Source organism: Methanobrevibacter sp. TMH8 (genome assembly GCF_020148105.1).
GTDB lineage: Archaea > Methanobacteriota > Methanobacteria > Methanobacteriales > Methanobacteriaceae > Methanobinarius.
The window spans coordinates 24338-44902 of the sequence record NZ_JAHLZE010000007.1; the positions used below are offsets into that span (position 1 = coordinate 24338).

General features: G+C 25.8%; 16 protein-coding genes and 1 tRNA gene. 6 read left to right on the forward strand and 11 right to left on the reverse strand.

Annotated elements, in window-relative coordinates:
• Positions 1–58 precede the first annotated feature (58 nt).
• The 5 genes from KQY27_RS01455 (at position 59) to nifU (ending at position 6208) form a co-directional block, all read left to right on the forward strand.
• Entirely contained in the window at positions 59–1363 is a 1305-nt protein-coding gene (locus KQY27_RS01455) for an O-acetylhomoserine aminocarboxypropyltransferase/cysteine synthase family protein (RefSeq protein WP_224424800.1), read from the forward strand.
• Positions 1364–1648: 285 nt separating this feature from the next.
• Positions 1649–3103, forward strand: coding sequence for a cysteine--tRNA ligase (gene cysS / locus KQY27_RS01460; protein WP_224424801.1), 1455 nt, complete (start codon positions 1649–1651; stop codon positions 3101–3103).
• 94 nt (positions 3104–3197) lie between these two features.
• Positions 3198–4166 (forward strand): cysteine synthase A, encoded by a 969-nt coding sequence (cysK, locus tag KQY27_RS01465; protein ID WP_224424802.1) that lies wholly within the window; start codon positions 3198–3200, stop codon positions 4164–4166.
• A gap of 412 nt (positions 4167–4578) precedes the next feature.
• Positions 4579–5778 carry a cysteine desulfurase NifS gene (gene nifS / locus KQY27_RS01470; protein WP_224424847.1) on the forward strand — a complete coding sequence of 400 codons (1200 nt, stop codon included), beginning with the start codon at positions 4579–4581 and terminating at the stop codon, positions 5776–5778.
• A 61-nt stretch (positions 5779–5839) separates the two neighbouring features.
• Positions 5840–6208 (forward strand): Fe-S cluster assembly scaffold protein NifU, encoded by a 369-nt coding sequence (gene nifU / locus KQY27_RS01475; protein ID WP_224424803.1) that lies wholly within the window; start codon positions 5840–5842, stop codon positions 6206–6208.
• A 177-nt stretch (positions 6209–6385) separates the two neighbouring features.
• On the opposite strand, the gene rnc is transcribed toward nifU, so the two are convergent.
• Entirely contained in the window at positions 6386–7048 is a 663-nt protein-coding gene (gene rnc / locus KQY27_RS01480) for a ribonuclease III (RefSeq protein ID WP_224424804.1), read from the reverse strand.
• A gap of 642 nt (positions 7049–7690) precedes the next feature.
• Between rnc and KQY27_RS01485 the strand changes: the two genes are divergently transcribed.
• Positions 7691–8044 (forward strand): hypothetical protein, encoded by a 354-nt coding sequence (locus KQY27_RS01485; protein WP_224424805.1) that lies wholly within the window; start codon positions 7691–7693, stop codon positions 8042–8044.
• A gap of 143 nt (positions 8045–8187) precedes the next feature.
• On the opposite strand, the gene KQY27_RS01490 is transcribed toward KQY27_RS01485, so the two are convergent.
• From KQY27_RS01490 to KQY27_RS01535, 10 genes are all read right to left on the reverse strand, one after another.
• Positions 8188–9102 (reverse strand): glycosyltransferase family 2 protein, encoded by a 915-nt coding sequence (locus tag KQY27_RS01490; protein WP_224424806.1) that lies wholly within the window; start codon positions 9100–9102, stop codon positions 8188–8190.
• 130 nt (positions 9103–9232) lie between these two features.
• Positions 9233–10174 (reverse strand): NAD(P)-dependent oxidoreductase, encoded by a 942-nt coding sequence (locus KQY27_RS01495; protein ID WP_224424807.1) that lies wholly within the window; start codon positions 10172–10174, stop codon positions 9233–9235.
• 97 nt (positions 10175–10271) lie between these two features.
• Positions 10272–10697 (reverse strand): hypothetical protein, encoded by a 426-nt coding sequence (locus KQY27_RS01500; protein WP_224424808.1) that lies wholly within the window; start codon positions 10695–10697, stop codon positions 10272–10274.
• A gap of 191 nt (positions 10698–10888) precedes the next feature.
• Positions 10889–11743 (reverse strand): UTP--glucose-1-phosphate uridylyltransferase GalU, encoded by an 855-nt coding sequence (gene galU, locus KQY27_RS01505; protein WP_224424809.1) that lies wholly within the window; start codon positions 11741–11743, stop codon positions 10889–10891.
• Positions 11744–12371: 628 nt separating this feature from the next.
• Positions 12372–12458, reverse strand: a tRNA-Leu gene (locus KQY27_RS01510).
• A gap of 193 nt (positions 12459–12651) precedes the next feature.
• Positions 12652–12798 carry a 50S ribosomal protein L40e gene (locus KQY27_RS01515; protein ID WP_224424810.1) on the reverse strand — a complete coding sequence of 49 codons (147 nt, stop codon included), beginning with the start codon at positions 12796–12798 and terminating at the stop codon, positions 12652–12654.
• A 404-nt stretch (positions 12799–13202) separates the two neighbouring features.
• Positions 13203–14036 (reverse strand): PsbP-related protein, encoded by an 834-nt coding sequence (locus KQY27_RS01520; protein ID WP_224424811.1) that lies wholly within the window; start codon positions 14034–14036, stop codon positions 13203–13205.
• A 19-nt stretch (positions 14037–14055) separates the two neighbouring features.
• Complete coding sequence (locus KQY27_RS01525) at positions 14056–14823, reverse strand: hypothetical protein (protein WP_224424812.1); 768 nt, start codon at positions 14821–14823, stop codon at positions 14056–14058.
• A gap of 57 nt (positions 14824–14880) precedes the next feature.
• Entirely contained in the window at positions 14881–15654 is a 774-nt protein-coding gene (locus KQY27_RS01530) for a hypothetical protein (protein WP_224424813.1), read from the reverse strand.
• A gap of 133 nt (positions 15655–15787) precedes the next feature.
• Entirely contained in the window at positions 15788–20476 is a 4689-nt protein-coding gene (locus KQY27_RS01535) for a right-handed parallel beta-helix repeat-containing protein (protein WP_224424814.1), read from the reverse strand.
• Between the last annotated feature and the right edge of the window lie 89 nt (positions 20477–20565).

The window sequence follows — 20565 nt, forward strand, 5'->3', positions numbered from 1 at the left end:
GTCAAAAATACTATTTTACAATTAAAATCAAAAATTTAAAATTGTTATAGGTGTTAATATGAGTGATAATAATAACGAAGAAAAACAATATGGAAACAGGACATTAGAATTACATGCTGGTCAAGAAGAACCAGATCCGGCAACCGGTGCAAGAGCAGTTCCAATCTATCAAACAACTTCTTATGTTTTTAATGATACAGAACAAGCAGCAAATTTGTTTGCTCTTCAAGAGTTTGGACAAATCTATACAAGGTTAACTAATCCTACTAATGATGTACTTGAACAAAGAGTTGCAGCTATTGAAGGCGGTGTAGCAGGTTTATCATTTGCATCAGGAGCTGCTGCTATAACTACATCTATACTAAACTTATCTAGTGTAGGAGAAAATATAGTATCTGGAGACAACTTATATGGAGGGACTTATTCATTATTCAATAATACTTTCCCTAACTTCGGAAGAGAAGTAAAGTTCGTTGATTCTCAAGATTTAAATGCATATGAAGCAGCAATTGATTCAAATACTAAAGCATTATATGCAGAATCTTTAGGAAATCCTAAGTTAGATGTTCCTGATTTTGAAAAATTATCAAAGTTAGCTCATGAAAATGATATTCCTTTGATTGTAGATAATACCTCTGCTGTTGGGCTTGTTAAACCAATAGAATATGGTGCAGATATTGTAGTAGATTCAGCTACAAAATTCCTTGGAGGTCATGGAACAACTCTTGGAGGAATAATCGTTACAGGAGATAAATTTGATTGGGCAAATGGAAAATTCCCTGAATTTACTAAACCAGATCCTGCATATAATGGATTATCATACACAGAAGCTTTTAATGAACTAGCATATATTATAAGAGCTAGAGGAAACTTCCTACGAGATGTTGGACCAAGTTTAAGTCCATTCAATGCATTCTTGCTTTTACAAGGTACAGAAACTTTATCTCTAAGAATGAAACAACATAGTGAAAATGCACTTGAAGTAGCTAAATTCTTAGAAGGTCATGAAAATGTTTCATGGGTAAATTATCCTGGACTTGAAACTGATTCTTCCCATAAACTCGCAAAAAAATATTTAAAAGGCGGATATGGTGCACTTATAGGATTTGCTATTAAAGGTGGATTAGAAGAGGGTAAAAAATTCATCAATAATGTTGATTTACTTTCCCATTTAGCTAATATTGGAGATTCTAAATCATTAGTTATACACCCTGCATCAACTACACATTCTCAATTAAATGTTCAAGAGCAAATAGCTACTGGAGTAACACCTGATTTTATTAGGTTATCTATTGGAGTTGAAAATGTTGAAGACATTATAGCTGATATTGATCAAGGATTAAATAAAGCTGTTGGTAAATAATTTTATATATTAAAGGATTTTAATGATAATGAATGAAAATTAAGAGAAAATAAGCTGACAAATACTATAAAAATAGGAAAAATAACAATAATGATGAAACTTTATGATTTAGATATATTTTGATTAAGATATATTTTGATTATCTTGATTATTTAAATTTATATAATTAATTATAATTAATAAAAATCTTAATAAAATATAAAATAATCATAAAAAACTCATTATTATTAAGGAAAATGATAATAATATTAACAAGAAAGAACAAACATTATAAAGAGGTTAAAAATGTTAGAGATATATAATACAATAAGTCGAAAAAAAGAAGTTTTTGAAACAATAAACAATGATAAAAACGTTAATCTCTTTGTTTGTGGCCCCACTGTTTATGATGATGCTCATATTGGGCATGGGCGTACCTATATCTCATTTGACATGATAAAAAGATATTTGGAATTTATTGGATATTCAGTTTTTTATGTAGAAAATATTACTGATATTGATGATAAAATTATTAATAGAGCTAAAGAGAGAGAAATCGACCCTGAAGATTTAGCTAGGGATTTTGAAGAAAAGTTTAAAGAAGATATGGAAAAACTTAATGTCAATTCTGTTAATCTATATCCTAGGGCAACTTATCATTTAAATGAAATTTTTAATCAAATTGAAATATTGATTAGTAAAGGTTATGCTTATGAAACAGAAACTGGAGTTTACTTTGAAACATCAAAATTTAAAGATTTTGGGAAATTATCAAATAGAAAACTAGACAAACTAGATTCCCATAGAATAGCTATTGATAAAACCAAAAAAGATCCAAAAGACTTTGCACTTTGGAAAAAAACTGAAGTTGATGAAACTCCTTTTTATAAGTCTAAATGGGGAAATGGCCGACCTGGTTGGCATATTGAAGATACTGCAATTACAGAAAAATATTTTGGTCCACAATATGATATTCATGGAGGAGGATTAGATTTAATATTCCCTCATCATGATGCAGAAATAGCACAGATGGAAGCTATATCTGGTAAAAAACCTATGGTAAATTATTGGATGCACACTGGTTTTTTAAATGTCGATGGAGTTAAAATGTCAAAATCTCTTGGAAATTTTATTACCATAAGAGATCTTTTGAAAGAATGGAATCCTATGGCCTATAGACTATTTGTTCTTTCAACACATTATAGAAGCCCAATTGACTTTTCATCCAAATCATTAAATCAAGCCTTAAAAAATTTACATAGATTAAATAAAACTGTTGATAACCTTAAACAAACTTTAGATTATCTAAAAAACTTAGAAGTTTTAGAAACCTCTGAAAAATCTAACATTACTGATGATCCAAATAAATATAAATTATTAAATCAATTAAATTCAGCAAAAGAAGAATTTTTCTTTCATATGAATGATGATTTTAATACTCCGAGAGCATTAGCTATTATATTAAGTTTTACAAAAGTCATTAATGGACATATTAATGAAATTGATGATAAAAATAATAGTGATGTTTCTATAGAAGATTTAAAATTCATTAGAGAATCATTATCATTACTTAAAGATTTTGAAGCTATATTCAAATTAAATATATTTACTATAAAAGAAGAAAAAAAGGAAGACAAATCTTCTCAACTTCTTGATATAATTTCTTTTACAAGAGAAAAACTTAGAGAAGAAAAAAATTATGATCTTTCAGATGAAATTAGAAATAAACTAAATGAAATTGATATTAATATTGAAGATTAAAGGATATTAACCAAAAAAACATGACAAGGATAAAATAAAAAAATAAGAAAATAAAAATAAGAAAATTACAAAAAATAATGATTGAGATGAAAAAATGAGTGAAAAAATTGCAAATAGTTTAACTGAGTTAGTAGGAAATACACCTTTGTTAAAATTAAATAATATTGATGATGGATTAAATGGAGATTTAATAGCTAAACTTGAATCTTTCAATCCACTTAGTAGTGTAAAAGATAGAATATCTGTAGGTATGGTAAATAAAGCTGAAAATGAAGGCCTTATTGACAAAAGTACCACATTGATTGAACCAACTAGTGGAAATACAGGTATTGGTCTTGCTTTTGTAGCTGCTGCTCGAGGATATAGGCTTATTTTAACTATGCCAGAAACAATGTCACTTGAGAGGAAAAAGCTATTAGCTATTTTTGGAGCAGAAATTGTTTTGACTCCTGGTGATAAAGGTATGAATGGAGCTATAGCTAAAGCGGAAGAATTACTTGAGAAAATCGATAATAGTTTCTCAGTTCATCAATTTTCAAATCCTGTTAATGTAGAAACACATTATAGCACAACTGCAGAGGAAATTTGGAATGATACAGACGGTAACATAGATATTGTTATAGCTGGTGTTGGTACTGGAGGAACAATTACTGGAATAGCTAGAAAACTAAAAGAAAATGGAAAAAATCCAAATCTTAAAGCTATTGCTGTTGAACCTTCATCTTCACCTGTACTTTCTGGAGAAAACCCAGGACCTCACAAAATCCAAGGAATTGGTGCTGGATTTATTCCTGAAATCTATGAAAGTGATTTAATTGATGAAATAATTCAAGTTAAAGATGAAGATGCTTCAAAAGCTATGTTAAAATTAGCTAAAGAAGAAGGAGTTCTTGCAGGTATTTCTTCTGGTGCAGCAACTCATGCTGGAATTGAAGTAGCTAAAAGAGAAGAAAATAAAGGAAAACGGATTTTAGTTATATTACCAGATACTGGTGAAAGATATCTTTCTATGGATTGGGTTTTCCAAGATATCTATAAAGAATACTCTGAAGTTTTAAAATAATTTTTTAATAATTAATTTAATAGTTAAATCAAATATTTAATATTATAAGTATTAATTATTATATTAATTATTAGACTAATTATAAAGATTAATTTTTAGACTAATTTTTAGACTATATTATTAGACTAATTATATTAATTCAATAATTTTTTATTTTTAAAATTTTTATAAAAAATTTTTATATATTGCAAAAAATTAATATATTTTATATACAGATTTATATCTTACATTAAATAATAATTATCAATTATATGTATTAGTCAATTATTTTTTAAATTATTTATAATTTTTTTTTCAATAATTTTAATAAACATGAATAACATAGTACTTATATTCAACATTTAATAGAACCATAGAATTTATATTAATATTAATATTATAATTAAATTAAAGTTAATGGAGTAATATCATGATATATATGGATCATTCAGCCACAGCACCTGTAAGAGAAGAAGTATTTGAAGTTATGAAACCATATTTCACAAGGTCATTTGGAAATGCATCAACATTTTACTCTCTTGGAAGAGAAGCTAAAGCAGCTATGGAAGAATCTAGAAAACATGTCGCTAATATTATTGGTGCAAATAAAGATGAAATAATATTTACAAGTGGTGGAACTGAATCTGATAACATAGCTATTCAAGGAATTGCATATAAACTAAAAAATGCTGATAAAGGAAACCATATTATAACCTCAGCTATAGAACATCCTGCTGTAATGGAAACATGTGCTCATCTTGAAAAGAAAGGATTTGAAGTGACTTATCTTCCTGTTTATGAAGATGGAATTGTCAAAATAGAAGATCTTAAATCAGCTATTAAAGATGAAACTATTCTCATTACTATCATGCATGCAAATAATGAAATTGGAACTATTCAACCAATTGCAGAAATTGGCAAAATAGCTAAAGAAAAGAAAATTAAATTCCATACCGATGCTGTTCAATCTGTTGGAAAGATACCTGTTGATGTTAATGAGATGAATGTTGATTTACTTTCTATTTCTTCACATAAGGTATTTGGACCTAAAGGAATAGGTGCATTGTATATTAGAAAAGGAACAAGACTTGAACCAATTCTTTATGGAGGAGGACAAGAAATGGATTTATCTCCAGGAACTGAAAATATCCCAGGAATAGTTGGTTTAGGTGAAGCTTGTAGATTAGCTAAAGAAGAACTAAATAATACTATGGAATATACTAAAAAACTTAGAGATAAACTTGTTGATGGAGTTTTAAACAGTGTTGAAAAATCTTATATAAATGGAAATATAGAAAAAAGACTTCCTGGAAATGTCAACTTCCGTTTTACTGGAATTGAAGGTGAATCAATTGTCCTTATGCTTGATGCAAAAGGTATTGCTAGTTCAACTGGTTCTGCATGCTCATCTAAGAAACTTACTGCTTCTCATGTTCTAAAAGCAATAGGACTTGAAGATGTTGATTCTCATGGATCACTTAGATTGACTATTGGTCCTGAAAATACAGAAGAAGAAGTGGATATTGTAATTAAAGAAATACCACCTATCATAGAAAAACTTCGAAGTATGTCTTCAATTTGGAATAAAGACAAAGACATTTGGAAAAATAATACTGAAAGTTGTGATATTTAATTATCGAAAGGAATTACCTATAAAAAATTAATTAAAGAAACTAACTAATAAAGGTGAAAAAATGTACTCAGAAAAAGTAATGGAACATTTTACTAATCCCCGAAATGTTGGAGAAATCGAAAATCCTGATGGTGAAGGGACAGTAGGAAATCCAACTTGTGGAGATATGATGACTATTTATATTAAAGTCAAAGATGATAAAATTGATGATATAAAATTTAAAACATTTGGTTGTGGAGCAGCAATAGCTACAAGTAGTATGATTACTGAATTAGCTTTAGGAAAAACAGTTGATGAAGCATATGAAATTAGTAGAAATGATGTAGCTGATGCATTAGATGGACTTCCAAAAGTAAAAATGCATTGTTCTAACTTAGCTGCTGACGCATTACAAGCAGCTATCAAAGATTATAGATCTAAACAAGAATAATAATCTTTAATTTTTTATTTTTTATATATTTTAATTTTGTTTAATTATATTTTTATCATAGTTTTATCTTATTCTTATCTTTTCTAAACTTGTTTTTATCTTATTCTTGTCTTATTTTTATTTTATTTTTATTATTTTAATTTTTATACCATCATATTATTTCTAAATTTCCAATAATTATATATCTAACTTTTCAATAGCTTTTTCAGCAGCAATTTGCTCAGCTTCTTTTTTACTTTTTCCTACTCCTCTGCCAACTTCTGTTCCATCAATAAATATCCCCATAATAAAAGTTTTATCATGTGGAGCCCCATATTCTTCAATTAAATTATATTCTACAAGAAGTTCATTGGCATCCCCATATTCTTTTATTTTTGATTTAAAGTCATTGAAAAATATAATTTCTTCATCAATAGCTGGAAAAACTGTTTTAGAAAGGAAATCTCTAGTAGTTTCTAAACCTTGATCTAAATAAATTGCACCAAGTAAAGATTCAAAGACATCAGCACTAATAGAAAAAACCTCATTTATACTAACTTTATTATCATCAAGTTGTAACTTTATCATACTAGTTAGTCCTAAATCATGAGAGTAGTTAGCTAAAGCAGTTTCACAAACATAATTTGATCTTAATTTAGTTAAATCTCCTTCACCAATATTTTTATATTTTTTGTATATATATTCAGAAACAATCATGCTGAGTACTGCATCACCTAAAAATTCTAATCTCTCATAATCATAACTTATATTATGTTTAACCCCATATGATTTATGTATGAATGCCATTTCATATAGCTTAGAATTATTAGGTATTATTCCAAATTTATTTAGTATTTCCATCAGATCACTCATTTATGATTATTTTTATTTTTTTATGAATATTTTTTTAAAAAATTATTATAATAATTATTATGATTATATTAGGATAATCATCTTTGATATTTATTTTTATTATTTTATAATCAAATATATGAAAATAAAATATTTATGTTATAAATATGTTTATCATTATTATTACATTTTTATTTTATTTAAATTTAATATAATATTTAATATAAATTTAATATAAATTTTTAATATAAATTTTGTTATATTTAATAATTAAAATTAAAAAATTATCTGATATTAAATATTTATAAATATTCGTTGCAAAAATTTTTTAGATATTACTTCTCATTAACTCTCTAGGATTATTGATTTATAAATTAATAAACATAATATTTTTTTCAATAAATTGCGACTTTATTGAAATAAAAACAAAGAATTGGTAATTCCTTATATATTTCATTAAAATAGCTATAAATTTAAATACATAAAACAATTAGAAACTGGATTAATAATAAATAAATAATAAATAAATTATTGATAAATCTTATTTATAGAAATCTTATTTCTAATATATAATATTATTTAAATTATAGCTATTAAATGGGATAATACATAACTTAAACAAATAATTTAACATTAACAAAGGGGATATTTATGATATTAAATTGGCAAAAAGAAATAAATACAATAGATCCAGATATGAAATTTAGAAGTGAAGGTGGTTGGTTAAAAACTATTGAAAAACTTGATAAAAGTGTTTCAAATGGATATTCATTAGTTGGAGATTTTGTAAAATCTGGTGATTTTGAAGAAGACTATTCAGATGGACTTTACTTAGATTGTAATAAAGAACCTGGAAAAAAGAAAAAAACACAAAGTGATTATCGCTTGTTTAGATTATCAAATGGAGAATTAAGACTTTTAGATATGGTAATTGCTGGAGATAGTAGCTGGGCTTGTGAGTTCTGGGATACAATAGAAGAAGAATTAGGAACTGAATTATACTAAAATAAATAAAATAAATAAAAAATATAAAAAATATAAAAAATATAAATAACAAAATTATTGATTTATAATATAATTATTGATTTATAATGTAAAATAATACTACAATTTTCTATTTGAATTTAATTCAACAATAAATAATAATTTTACAATTTTCTATTGATTAATTTTCTTATTGAATCTAATAATATTCCATTTAACATTAAAAACAATCCAATTACAATGAGCATAATAGCTATTACAGTTGGACCAAAGTTAATACTAGTACCATTTATATAATCATTCAAAAACCAAATTCCAGTTATAATACCAATTATGAATATTATAAGACCTGGAAGTGTAAAATAAATTAAAGGTCTTCTAAGTTCCATATCTTTTATTATTTTTAAAAGAACTCCAACTCCATGAGTAATAGGATTTTCAGTTGAACCATTAAGATCATACCTAACTGTTATTGGAACTTCTACTATTTTTAATCCAGCTTCTGCAGCATCAGAAAGCATTTCACTTTCAATTGCAAAACCAGAATCTTTTAGTTTAAAATAAGGAATAACTTTTTTAGAAAATGCTCTAAATCCACTTTGAGAATCAGTTATTTCTAGTCCTGAAGATATATTTGTAGCTTTATCTAAAACTTTTTGACCAATACGCCTATAAGAAGGAGTATCATCTTCAACAGAGCCATCAACATAACGGCTACCATTAACAAAATCAGCATTTCCAGATTCAATTGGATAAATCAAATCAGGAATTTCATCAGGATTATTCTGTCCATCACCATCGATTGTTACAATAATATCATAAGTTTCATTATTATCTTCAATTAAATTATTAAGAGATTTTATGGCTTCAAAACCAGATTTTAAACCTTGACCTTTTCCTAAATTTGTAGGATGAGTTATTAGCTCTGCACCAGCTAGATTAGCTACTTCACTAGTTTTATCAGAGCTACCATCATTAACCACAATAACTTTATCAACATATTTTAAAGTTCTAAGAATAACACTTCCTAGAGCTACTTCTTCATTGAAAGCTGGAATAATAGCTACTGATTTTGACATAAAATTACCTTCTAAATAAAATTATTTTCTAATAATTACATTTAATAATTAATTTATTAATATAAATTATAAAAGTTAAATATTAAAAGTCAAATATTAATGATAATATCAATGTAATATTAATAATTGACTAATCAATATTGTAAAATTCTCTCATCCACTCAACAGTTTTTTTAATACCTTCTTCTGGAGAAACTTTAGGATCATGTTTTAAATCACGAATAGCTTTTGAGAAATCAATAGTTTTAACTTTTGTTGTGAAAGGTTCAGCTTCATGATAAGTTACAAGAGAATCATCTGCTCCAACAGCATCAAGAACAATATCAGAATACTCTCTGATATCTTTTTCCCATTCTTGTTTACTTCCGACATTATAAGCCTCTCCTGGAATAAAATTATCTACAATATTTGCAAAAGTAGTCGCTGTATCTCCCACATAATCAATGATACGTTTATGCCCTTCATAAACATCATAACCTTGATTATGAAGAGTTTTATAAATAAATATTGGAATAAAACCTTTATATGGAGAATATTCTTCATGAGGTCCATAACAGTTAACTGGACGAACTCTAACAGTTTCAGTTTCAAACATTGTAGCTGAATTCATACACATTAATTCTCCAGCCCATTTAGTAATAGCATAATCATTCATTTGATAAGTATCTTTAATCGGATTATTTATCATTACATCTTCACTCATTTCACCAGTATAATCCCCATATACTTCAGCTGATGAAAAGAATATCATACGAAATCCTAACTTTTCTTGAAGACGAATCATATGTTTTGTTCCAATGACATTAGTTTCCCATAAGTTTTCATAGTAACCTTCACCATTCCATCTACCATATTCAGCAGCTAAATGATATACATAATCAAAATCATCATTTTCATCAAAAACACGTTCTATCTGGCGAAATTTACTAACATCTGCACGTACATAATCATCTCTTTCATTGTGCAAAAGATCACATGCTAATACTTCATGTCCACGACTTCTTAGTTCATTACATAAGTTGGTTCCTATAAATCCTGCTCCACCAGTAACTAATATTTTTTCTGTCTCCATAGAATTTCTCCTTTATAATTTTTATTTAATATCTTAGAATAATATTTATATTATATTCTATAGTTTATCTCTATATTTTATAGCTTATCCCTATATTCTATAGTTTATCTTTATAATTATTATATTTACCATATTTTTCATATTTAATATAATGTTTATTGATACTTTCAGGATAGTTTTTTCTAATAAAATTAAAGACACTACAATCTTTAAAATCATCAATTATTTTTTTTAAAAGGATTATTTCTTCTCTAGAATCATCAAGAAGTTCTTTAGTAACCTCTAATCTATGCTTTTGCTTTAAATAATCATTTTTAAGTTTATCTGCATCTTCTAACTTTTTATCAATGTCTAAAATTTCATATCTATCTAATCTCTTTTTAATATCATCTTTATCATTACGAATATCTAAAAGACGATTTTGACAGTATTCCAATTTATCTTCAATTAATTTTATATCATTTTTTGCATTTTTAAGTTCAGATTTAGTAAATTCTAACTCTTCTTTTAAATTAAATGTCATCTTATCACAATTCCAATGAAATATATAAAATTTATAATAAAATTCTAATTCAAATAAAATGTAATAGTTATAATAATTAAAATAATAAGAATAATAAGAATAATGAAAATAATGGAATAAAAATAATATTATAAACAAATAATATCTTTAATTTTATAAATATAATTGAGGAAAATCTAAAATCATATAAATTAACATGAAAATGCTATAATATCTTTTAAATATTTAAGCAATTCATCTTTAGCCTCTTCATCATCCATTGCAAATTCAATTGAAGTTTTCAACCATTCAATTCTATTACCAATATCATAAGTTTTTCCTTCAAATACCTGACCATATATTGTATCTAATTTTGCCATAGCATCAGTTAATTGAATTTCTCCACCAAAACCAGGTTCAGTATTTTCAATATGATTGAAGATATCATTAGTTAAAACATATCTACCCATTATAGCTAGATTAGATGGAGCTTCATCTATCTTTGGTTTTTCAACAAGCTTTTCAATATTGTAAAGTCTGTTTTCAACTTCATTTCCTTTTATTATACCATATCTTTCAACTTTTTCACAAGGAACTTCTTCCACAGCTATTGTAGAAGCATTATATTTTTTGTAAACATCAATAAGCTGCTTTGTGCATGGAACAGGCCCTTTAGTAATAGTATCACCTAACATAACAGCAAAAGGTTCTCCTCCAACATGTTTTTCTGCACAATAAATTGCATCCCCTAATCCTTTTTGTTTTTTTTGTCGTACATAATAAATATCTGCTAAATCTGATATTTCTTTTACTTCATTTAAATAATCATCTTTACCATTCTCACTTAAATGATATTCTAATTCAAATGATCTATCAAAATGATCCTCTATAGGCCTCTTTCCCTTACCAGTTACAATTAAAATATCATCAATTCCAGAAGCTACAGCTTCTTCAATTACATATTGTATTGTTGGTTTATCAAAAACTGGCAACATCTCTTTTGGTTGAGCTTTAGTAGCAGGTAAAAATCTTGTACCTAAACCTGCTGCTGGTATAACGGCTTTCATATTCATTCACCCATAATAATTAATTAATAATAAATATAAATGATAATATAATAAAACAAATTCCCAATAATATTAATTATTCATTATTTTATCGTTTATCAATAAAATTAAATGTTTTAATATATTTCATATAATTAAAGAATACTATAAATCAATAATAATTTATACTATGATAATATCTGTTTTAATTATATTTAAATCTATTAGTATTAGATACATTTGTTGATGAAAGAACCTCTCTTCTAAATATATGTGAAAGTACTCAAATAAAATGAAAAATAATTAATATACTAATAGGGTACTATAAGTTGAAACGAATAAAAAAAATAAATAACAGATTTATAAAAAAATCATAGCCTAATTAGTAAAAATAGAATACTAATTAAATAAAATTAAAAAAAACCAATGATAAATATATTTTATAAAAATGAGTAATAGAATTAATAATAAAAAAATAAAGGAATATAGATATAAATATAGATAATAATCTTTAATAATATAAATTTGATGATATAAAAATGAAAAACAAAAGAATATGGACAATAAATAAAGAAATAAAAAATAAAGAAACATAATAATAAAGAAATATAACAATACCCTATTATAATAATGTAAAAATATATAAAAATGGTGCAGGGAACGGGATTCGAACCCGCGAAGGGACTCACCCAATAGGCCCTCAACCTATCGCCTTTGACCGCTCGACCATCCCTGCAAGAAACTAATGTAACAATATATTTCAAATAAAGAAATATATAATATTAATTTAAGTAAATAAAACTAGTATTAAATTCTATTTCTTTTTAAGTATTTAAACTTTTCTCTTTAAAAGAGATTAATAGATTTAAATAAATTAAATAATAAATTCTATAGCTATTTCAATTAATGAAAAATAGCTACAAAAATGATTATCCTCTTGGTTCTTTTGCTTTATATCTTAAACCTTTGTAACCACATTTCCTACAAGCAGTAGCTGCAGCTGGGTTACGAGCATTACATTTTAAGCAAATTTTAACTTTGAAAATTCTATTTTCAGCTTCTTCAAATCTAGCCATTGATAATCCTCCTTATAATAGTTAATATTAGTTATTGATCGAATAAACGTTCGTGATCCTTATTAACTAAACAATCAACAAAATTGATTAGTTAATATTTAAATTTAGTAATCTGTTATAAGAATTATAATAAGTAAGAAATTATAATTACTTAGTAACTATATCATGAAACAAAATAAGAATTTCTCTAATATTCATGATACTTAAGAACATTAAAATTTATTGATTTAATAGTATTTAAAGCTTTAGTTATTTTATTTAAAATTTTTTTAATTAAATATTTATTTTTATTTAAATATTATTTTTAAAAATATTATTACATACCCTATAATTATTTCCAAGTATGTATAAATTTGCACTAATTGTTATCACTAAATATATTATTAACTATTATTAGCTATTTATTATATTTTGAAGCTTTTTATAAATGTTTTAAATTCTTCTCTATTTACAAGATCACCAGTATAATAATAAGTAATTGAATAATAATTATCCCCTTTAAGCAAGAGAACATCATAAGAATTAGTGTATTGTGTTCCATTAGATTTTATATTGAAAAAAGACGCAATACTCGCAATATTTTCATCTATTTTAACTGTTTCATTAGAACTTATCTTAAGATAAGTTTCAATAGCAGGAATACCACTAATCACAACATTTGAAGAATTAACAACAGATATATTTTTATTATCATCCCAAACAGACTTATATACATTATAAAGTTCATCTAATGAATAACCACCAGCTTCACCTTTAGAAATATATAAATAATTACCATAATAATCCACTAAAACAATATCAGTACTATTATTACTTTCAATACTCCAATCACTAGAATAATTAAAAGAAATATCAGAATTATTAAAATTTTTAATAGTTGCTACATTACTATTATCATTACTGTTATCTGATAAAAATAATAAACCCGCAGAAATATAAACTATTACTATTATAAAAATCAATAATACTCCAAAAACAGCTATTTTTCTTTTTTTATCTTCTTTAGAATATACTGCGACTTCATCTTTACCTTCTTTGATTTTCACATTTGTATAAATATAATTATAGAATTTCCTACTAATAAAAAAAGTAATTGCAAGCAATATGATTCTAATAATCCAATTATTAGAAAAACTAAATCCTGAAAAAAGAATTCCAATAGAAATAGCTATGATAGCTAATACAATAACGAAAAAAACAACACTCAAAAAAATAGCTGTAAGCTTACCAATTTTCATAAAAACCATCTCCTTTTTATTAGATTAAATCACTAATATTTGCATCTAATAATTTGTAATATACTTGATAAGCATGAATTACATTTTCAATTTCCATTTTACTATTGCCAAAATGAATAGCACTACAAGCACTCAAAAAAATCAAAGAAAACCTAGAATTAGTAAGAAATTTATCGTGAGAATCAATAGTAGGAGTTTCTATAATCATATGCCCTATCTTAGTATATATATCAAATATTTTATCTAAAAGTTTATTAGCATTTTTACCCCATTTCATTTTCTTTAATTTATTGAAAAATTCTTGATCTGGAGGAATAAAACTTTCATCATTATCAAAATCATCCAATAAAGCCATGACTTTATTTAACAGATTTAAAACTTCATCAATACAAGTTTCATTATTTTCCTTTTTCATAGACAATATCCCAGTTAAAAAACTATTAAGAGCAGTATAACTTTCAAATAAAATAGTATCTCCCCACAAACTAGGAACATAAACTATTTTAAATCTATCTAAAACTTGAGCATACTCCAACTGAGGATAATTCTCAGCGAATGAATCTTCATCCATCCTATTAATATTAAATTCATCAAAACGAAACTTTTCAACATATGAAATCAATGATTTACATAAAACTCTCATATTTTTAGAATCTATAAGACTTAACGTCTGATTTAAAACAATAGGCAAACCTTCCACATCAGAAAAATTATTCAAAATCTTATCAGCTTTATCTCTATTCTTAGCCATCTCTTTAGGAACATCATAATCAATTTTAATAGCCATAAGCACATCACTCCCGAAAAATATCAAAATTTATTATTAAAAATGTCCCTTATTTTTTTAATCTTTATTTATAAGATTTAATAATTTGAAATAGGTTTTAAATGCACAAATAACATCATCCAAAATAACAACCGCACGATTATTAACAACAGCACTACAACAACACAAAAAAACCAAAGCTTTATCACTAACACCTATAAAAATACCTATGGCAGAAGGGTAACCTGCATTAGGATTCTCATCAAAAACCTCATCAGAATTAGTTGTCATATATTTATTATAAATTTTATCAATTTTATTTAAAAGTTTTTTAGCATTTTTATCAAATTCTAATCCCTTTAATCTGATAAAATATTCTTTATCAGGACCATTAAAAATAATATCTTTATCAAAATCATCCAAAAGAACCATAACCTTATTAAGTATACAAAAAACATCAGAAAGATTAACTTCACCATTATAAGCCAATACCCCAAAAATAACGTCTTTTAAACTATCATAACCTTCTAAACCCATTTTGTCTTTAAATCCAAGAGGAAGAAGATAATGAAATCTACCTTGTGGAAACGCATCAATTATATATTTAATTTGAGGAAATTCATTAGCAAAATCACTAGAAACATCTAACACATAAGACCCATATTCTAAAAAATATTTAATAATCCTTTTTATGTTTTTAATAAAATCTTTAAAATTCTTAGAACCAGTAACCTCCCAAATAGAATTAAAAACATCATCTAAACCATCCAAATCAGAATAATCTAATAATATCTCATTAGCAGAATTCTTAATCTTCTCCCTCTCATTTATAACACTATTATTCAAACTCATAATAGAAACTCCCCTATATTTAAAATATTTATTTTTAGAATTTTTATCTTTTTTTATTATAATTATTTATATTAACTGATTAAAATGAGAATTAAAATTATTAAATCATGAAATCTATTATAAATAAATATGATTATATTTTAATTCCAATTTTTCCAAGACCCCATTTGACGAATCCATACGCTGCATTACCCGTAGATTTAATCACCTTAACTGCTTTATTACCTAAATCAGTAGTACCTTTTATAAAATTACCTACAACCGTTTTAGCACCCTTGTAATAATTTACAGCTTTTATAGTTATTCTAGTGACTTCTTTTTTAACAGTAGTTTTAATAGAAGTTGTAACAACAGATTTGACATTATTTGTAACATTAACAATAGTAGAATAAGATGGGATCATGGAAGAAATTTTTTTAACATTACCATAAGCATTATAAATACTATTTAACCCCAGACCAAATGTTAAAGCTTTCCCAAAATTTCCTAAATAACTTTTAATAGCAGGATACTTAAGTACTTGAGATAAAAATGTTGTCCAACTACCAGTACTTAACTTAAATCCAGTATACAATTGTTTTACAGTTTCAGTCAAAACCTTATCAGGAATCAACCTCTTCAATATAGGCAAAGGATTACCATTAAGAACTTTAGAAACATCAACCAAAACCTCCCAAGACTTACTCAAAAGCTTATTTCCACCAAGATTTAAAAAGAATCTAGAAACATCCTTTGCATATTTTCCAAATATTCTTGTTAATAATTTTCCTCCAGAGGTTCCTGCTCTAGAAGAAAGTGATGTTCCACCAGTAAAAATCGTTAAAGCCAATAAACCAACATTTAACAATGTGTCGAATATACTCATATTTCCATTTTTATCAATACCAAAAATAATACTTAAAAGACTTTTAATATCATTATTTTTTATATTACTATATCCATAAAATTTTAAATATGATTCTCCTAACATTTTAAGGAAATCACCATTATTCTTATTTAACCCATCTTGTATTTTTCCAGTTGTATAATAATCAAAGAAAATGCCAAAAGGACCTAAATTCCTAAAATTACTCATAATTTTCCCTAATCCTCCTGCTTTAAGATACTGATTAAAGTCATATTTAGGGAAATTTACCAAAACCATTCCCATTAACCATTTACTCGGACCATCAGGCATTTTTTTCACTATATCCAACCAATATGCTCTAAGAGATTTATATGCTTTATATTCACCTTTATTTTTTTCATTATTTGCTTTTTTAACAGCAGATTTATAAACTTTATTAACCAACACAGAATTAGCTTTAATCCCCTGCTTTTTAAACTCCATAGCAATATAAGTTTTCAAATCATACAATTTACCTTTGGAATCACCAATATAATATTTATACAAATTTTGATTGTCAACTCTAGCTATTAATGTATAATATCCATATTGTTTTACTTTTATTTTTGCTTTAGCTATATTTTTTGTAACATTATAATAAGTAGGTGAGACTATAGCCCAATCAAAACGAAATTTAACTTTTAAAGAAGGTATTGATAATTTTAATTTTTTGTTTTTATTGTCTCTAAATTTGACACCAATTTTATGAACTTTTTTGAGTTTTAATATGTTTGGAGCAATTAAATAAGCTACTACATAGTTATTTATTTTGGTATTTTTAATTTTTGCTTTTTTGTTTTCTCCCCACCAGTTATATTCTGCATTAATAGCTCCTTTTACACGATACAGATTATATTTTTCATTAACAATGTAGTTATAGTTATAATAATCTTTGTTGCCGATTTTGTGATATATTCCAATTTTATTGGATTTTATTGTGTTTTGTAGGAATCTGTTTTTAGATCCTTTAACACCTATTCCTATCTTGTTATCATAAACAATTGTTCTATTTAGTTGATTATAATTACCTTTAACAGCAAGACCATAATTTCTATTTTTATATATTTTACTTTTTAGTAATTTATTATAGTTTCCATATAATCCAAATCCTGATTTAGAACCATTATAAACAGTTAAATTATATAAAAGATTTTTATTTCCAACTGTAATGCCTTGTGTGTGTTTATTATTCTTTAAAACAGTGTAAGAAACACGATTATAATTTCCAACAGCATGTAATCCATGATACCAGTTATTATAAATTTTATTATATGTGTAATTGTTGTAGTTTCCTTTAAAGTATACTGCACAGTATTTTCCATTTTTAGAATTATTAAGAATAGTATTATTCTTAACTATGTTTTTGTTTCCCTCACCTCTAATACCATTTCTAAGATTATAATTAAAGTTATTATATGTGATATTTGACTTATTGCCTTGGAAGTATAGTCCTTGTTTTTTATTATAATTAGCTGTGTTTTTATAAACTTTATTATAATTTCCTTTTATACTTATTCCTATTTGATTATGATGGACTTTATTGTAGAGAAGATTTCCATTATTTCCCACAAGGTAAATACCATTACCCCTACCATTAAAAACATTGTTATAAGTTATTTTTGCTTTGTTTCCCTGAACAATCAGCTCTATTCCAACATTATTGGACAAATTATTATAAGAAACTAGGGAATTATCACCATATAAATGAATACCGTGAAAATTATTATCTTTAATATTATTATATCTTACTTTTGCATTATTTCCTGTGATTAAAACTACACAATTTCCAGCACTATTAATTGAATTACCTTTAACATTATTATAATCAAAAATACTATTTTTACCTTTGATTTCAACAGCATTCCTTTTATTGCCTGTGAAATTATTGTATGTCACATAAACGTAGTTACCTAAAAATATTGCTCCTTCAAGAAGATTATATGCTACATTATTATCTTTAAAATTAGTATTATTACCAATAATATTTATTCCTACATTATTAAGAGTGAAATTATTGCTAAAAAATTTATTATTATTTCCTTTAGTATAAAAACCAGCTCCTTTATTATTAGAAAATATATTATTGGTTATAACTCCATTATTAAGTATTGTAGAGTAAAAACCATGAAATCCATTATTTAAAAAAACATTATTAGTTACAGCAGCATTATTCATCAATTGACTATATATACCGTGATTACCATTAGCAATAAAACGATTATTTCTAATATTAGGATTGTTTCCATTTAAAACAAGTCCATGACCTTTATTATTAGAAATATTATTATTAACAAAAGTTACCCCATAACCAGTTAAAACTACACCATTACTATCACTATTACTAACAACATTACTTGTAAAATTACTATAATTACCATTTACATTAACACCAACATTATTACTATTAAAAACATTATCATAAATCTTATTCATATTTCCAGTAATATATAATCCAGTACCACCATTATTTATAACCCTATTATTATTTATTATTCCATTTTGAAGATTAGTACTTCTAATAGCATGTTCAACATTACCTGTGAAATTATTACCTGAAATAATAGCTTCAACACCAGTTAAAACTAAACCATTGCTATCACTATTACTGACAACATTATTTGTAAAATTAGTATAATTACCATTTACATTAACACCAATATTATTACCTGTGAAAACGTTACTATAAATCTTATTTCTATTTCCAGTGATATATAATCCTGTGCCGCCATTGTTTATGACCCTATTATTATTTATTATTGCATTTTGAAGATTATTGCTTCTAATAGCATGTTCACTATTCCCTGTGAAATTATTACCTGAAATAATAGTTCCATCACCACTTAAAACTAATCCTCTACCAGTATTACTAATAAAATTAGAATTTTGGATCAATATTGCTTTAGCTGAGTAAACACCACCTGAATTTCCAGTGTCTGCACGATTGTTATTAAAATTTGAATCCGTGATATTTAATGGATTTTGTGAATATATTCCTCCACCATTAGTAGCTTTATTATTGATAAAATTACAATTTATAATATTTAAATAGGCAGGATTAGAGTTTGAAAGATCATTGATTGCACCACCATTAGAAATTGCAGTATTGCCTGTGAAGTTTGAGTTTTTTATTGTTAGATCTGCATATCTTGAATCTATTGCTCCACCATTTGATTCATTGGCAATATTGTTTTTAAAGGTACAATTTTCTATTAGTACTTCTCCCATGTTTATTCTTATGGCTCCACCAAAATTCGCATAATTATCTTCAAAAACACAATTAATCACTTGATATCCAGTTCCACGAGCAAGATTAACAGCACCACCAGTAGTCAAAGCACTATTTCCTTTAAAGATACAATCTATAATTATTGTTCTATTTCCATGTGAATCTATAGCTCCACCTTCAACATGCTCATCATCACCTTCATAACGACCTTGATTATTAATAAAACTACAATTAATGAAAGTACAATCATCTACTCCTGGTCGAATAAAGATAGCTCCACCACTTTCACCCCAATTATTCCTAAAATTACAATTCTCAACAACTATAGTACCATGAGCAATAATAGCTGAACCACCACCTATACCAGAATCACCATTAATAAAATCGATAAATAGAAAAGTAACAGTGGAATTCTCATCAACACCAATTATACGACTTAAATGATGAGCATCTAAAACCGCATGCTCACTATCAGATTTACCCTGAATAACAATACTTGTTTTATTAAGAACACGAATCTGACTACCACTACCAGTATAAGTCTTATTACCCAATAAAATACGATCATTATTACCAGAACCATCAATAGAATCCTGAATATCCTCAAAAGTAGAACCAATCACAGTATGATCAGCAGCCGAAACACTAGATACCACACATAAAAAGAACACCAATAAAAATACTATTATAATAATTTTTTTATATAGCATTATCTAATCCCTCCAAACCCATATACCTAAAAACATTACTCAAAAACTATAATCCATTAATTGTTCAGATTATTATTGAAAATATAATA

Coding starts and splice junctions, on each gene's coding strand:
- KQY27_RS01455 (WP_224424800.1), top strand. CDS start 59: ATGAGTGATAATAATAACGAAGAAAAACAATATGGAAACAGGACATTA.
- cysS (WP_224424801.1), top strand. CDS start 1,649: ATGTTAGAGATATATAATACAATAAGTCGAAAAAAAGAAGTTTTTGAA.
- cysK (WP_224424802.1), top strand. CDS start 3,198: ATGAGTGAAAAAATTGCAAATAGTTTAACTGAGTTAGTAGGAAATACA.
- nifU (WP_224424803.1), top strand. CDS start 5,840: ATGTACTCAGAAAAAGTAATGGAACATTTTACTAATCCCCGAAATGTT.
- rnc (WP_224424804.1), bottom strand. CDS start 7,048: ATGGAAATACTAAATAAATTTGGAATAATACCTAATAATTCTAAGCTA.
- KQY27_RS01485 (WP_224424805.1), top strand. CDS start 7,691: ATGATATTAAATTGGCAAAAAGAAATAAATACAATAGATCCAGATATG.
- KQY27_RS01490 (WP_224424806.1), bottom strand. CDS start 9,102: ATGTCAAAATCAGTAGCTATTATTCCAGCTTTCAATGAAGAAGTAGCT.
- KQY27_RS01495 (WP_224424807.1), bottom strand. CDS start 10,174: ATGGAGACAGAAAAAATATTAGTTACTGGTGGAGCAGGATTTATAGGA.
- KQY27_RS01500 (WP_224424808.1), bottom strand. CDS start 10,697: ATGACATTTAATTTAAAAGAAGAGTTAGAATTTACTAAATCTGAACTT.
- galU (WP_224424809.1), bottom strand. CDS start 11,743: ATGAAAGCCGTTATACCAGCAGCAGGTTTAGGTACAAGATTTTTACCT.
- KQY27_RS01515 (WP_224424810.1), bottom strand. CDS start 12,798: ATGGCTAGATTTGAAGAAGCTGAAAATAGAATTTTCAAAGTTAAAATT.
- KQY27_RS01520 (WP_224424811.1), bottom strand. CDS start 14,036: ATGAAAATTGGTAAGCTTACAGCTATTTTTTTGAGTGTTGTTTTTTTC.
- KQY27_RS01525 (WP_224424812.1), bottom strand. CDS start 14,823: ATGGCTATTAAAATTGATTATGATGTTCCTAAAGAGATGGCTAAGAAT.
- KQY27_RS01530 (WP_224424813.1), bottom strand. CDS start 15,654: ATGAGTTTGAATAATAGTGTTATAAATGAGAGGGAGAAGATTAAGAAT.
- KQY27_RS01535 (WP_224424814.1), bottom strand. CDS start 20,476: ATGCTATATAAAAAAATTATTATAATAGTATTTTTATTGGTGTTCTTT.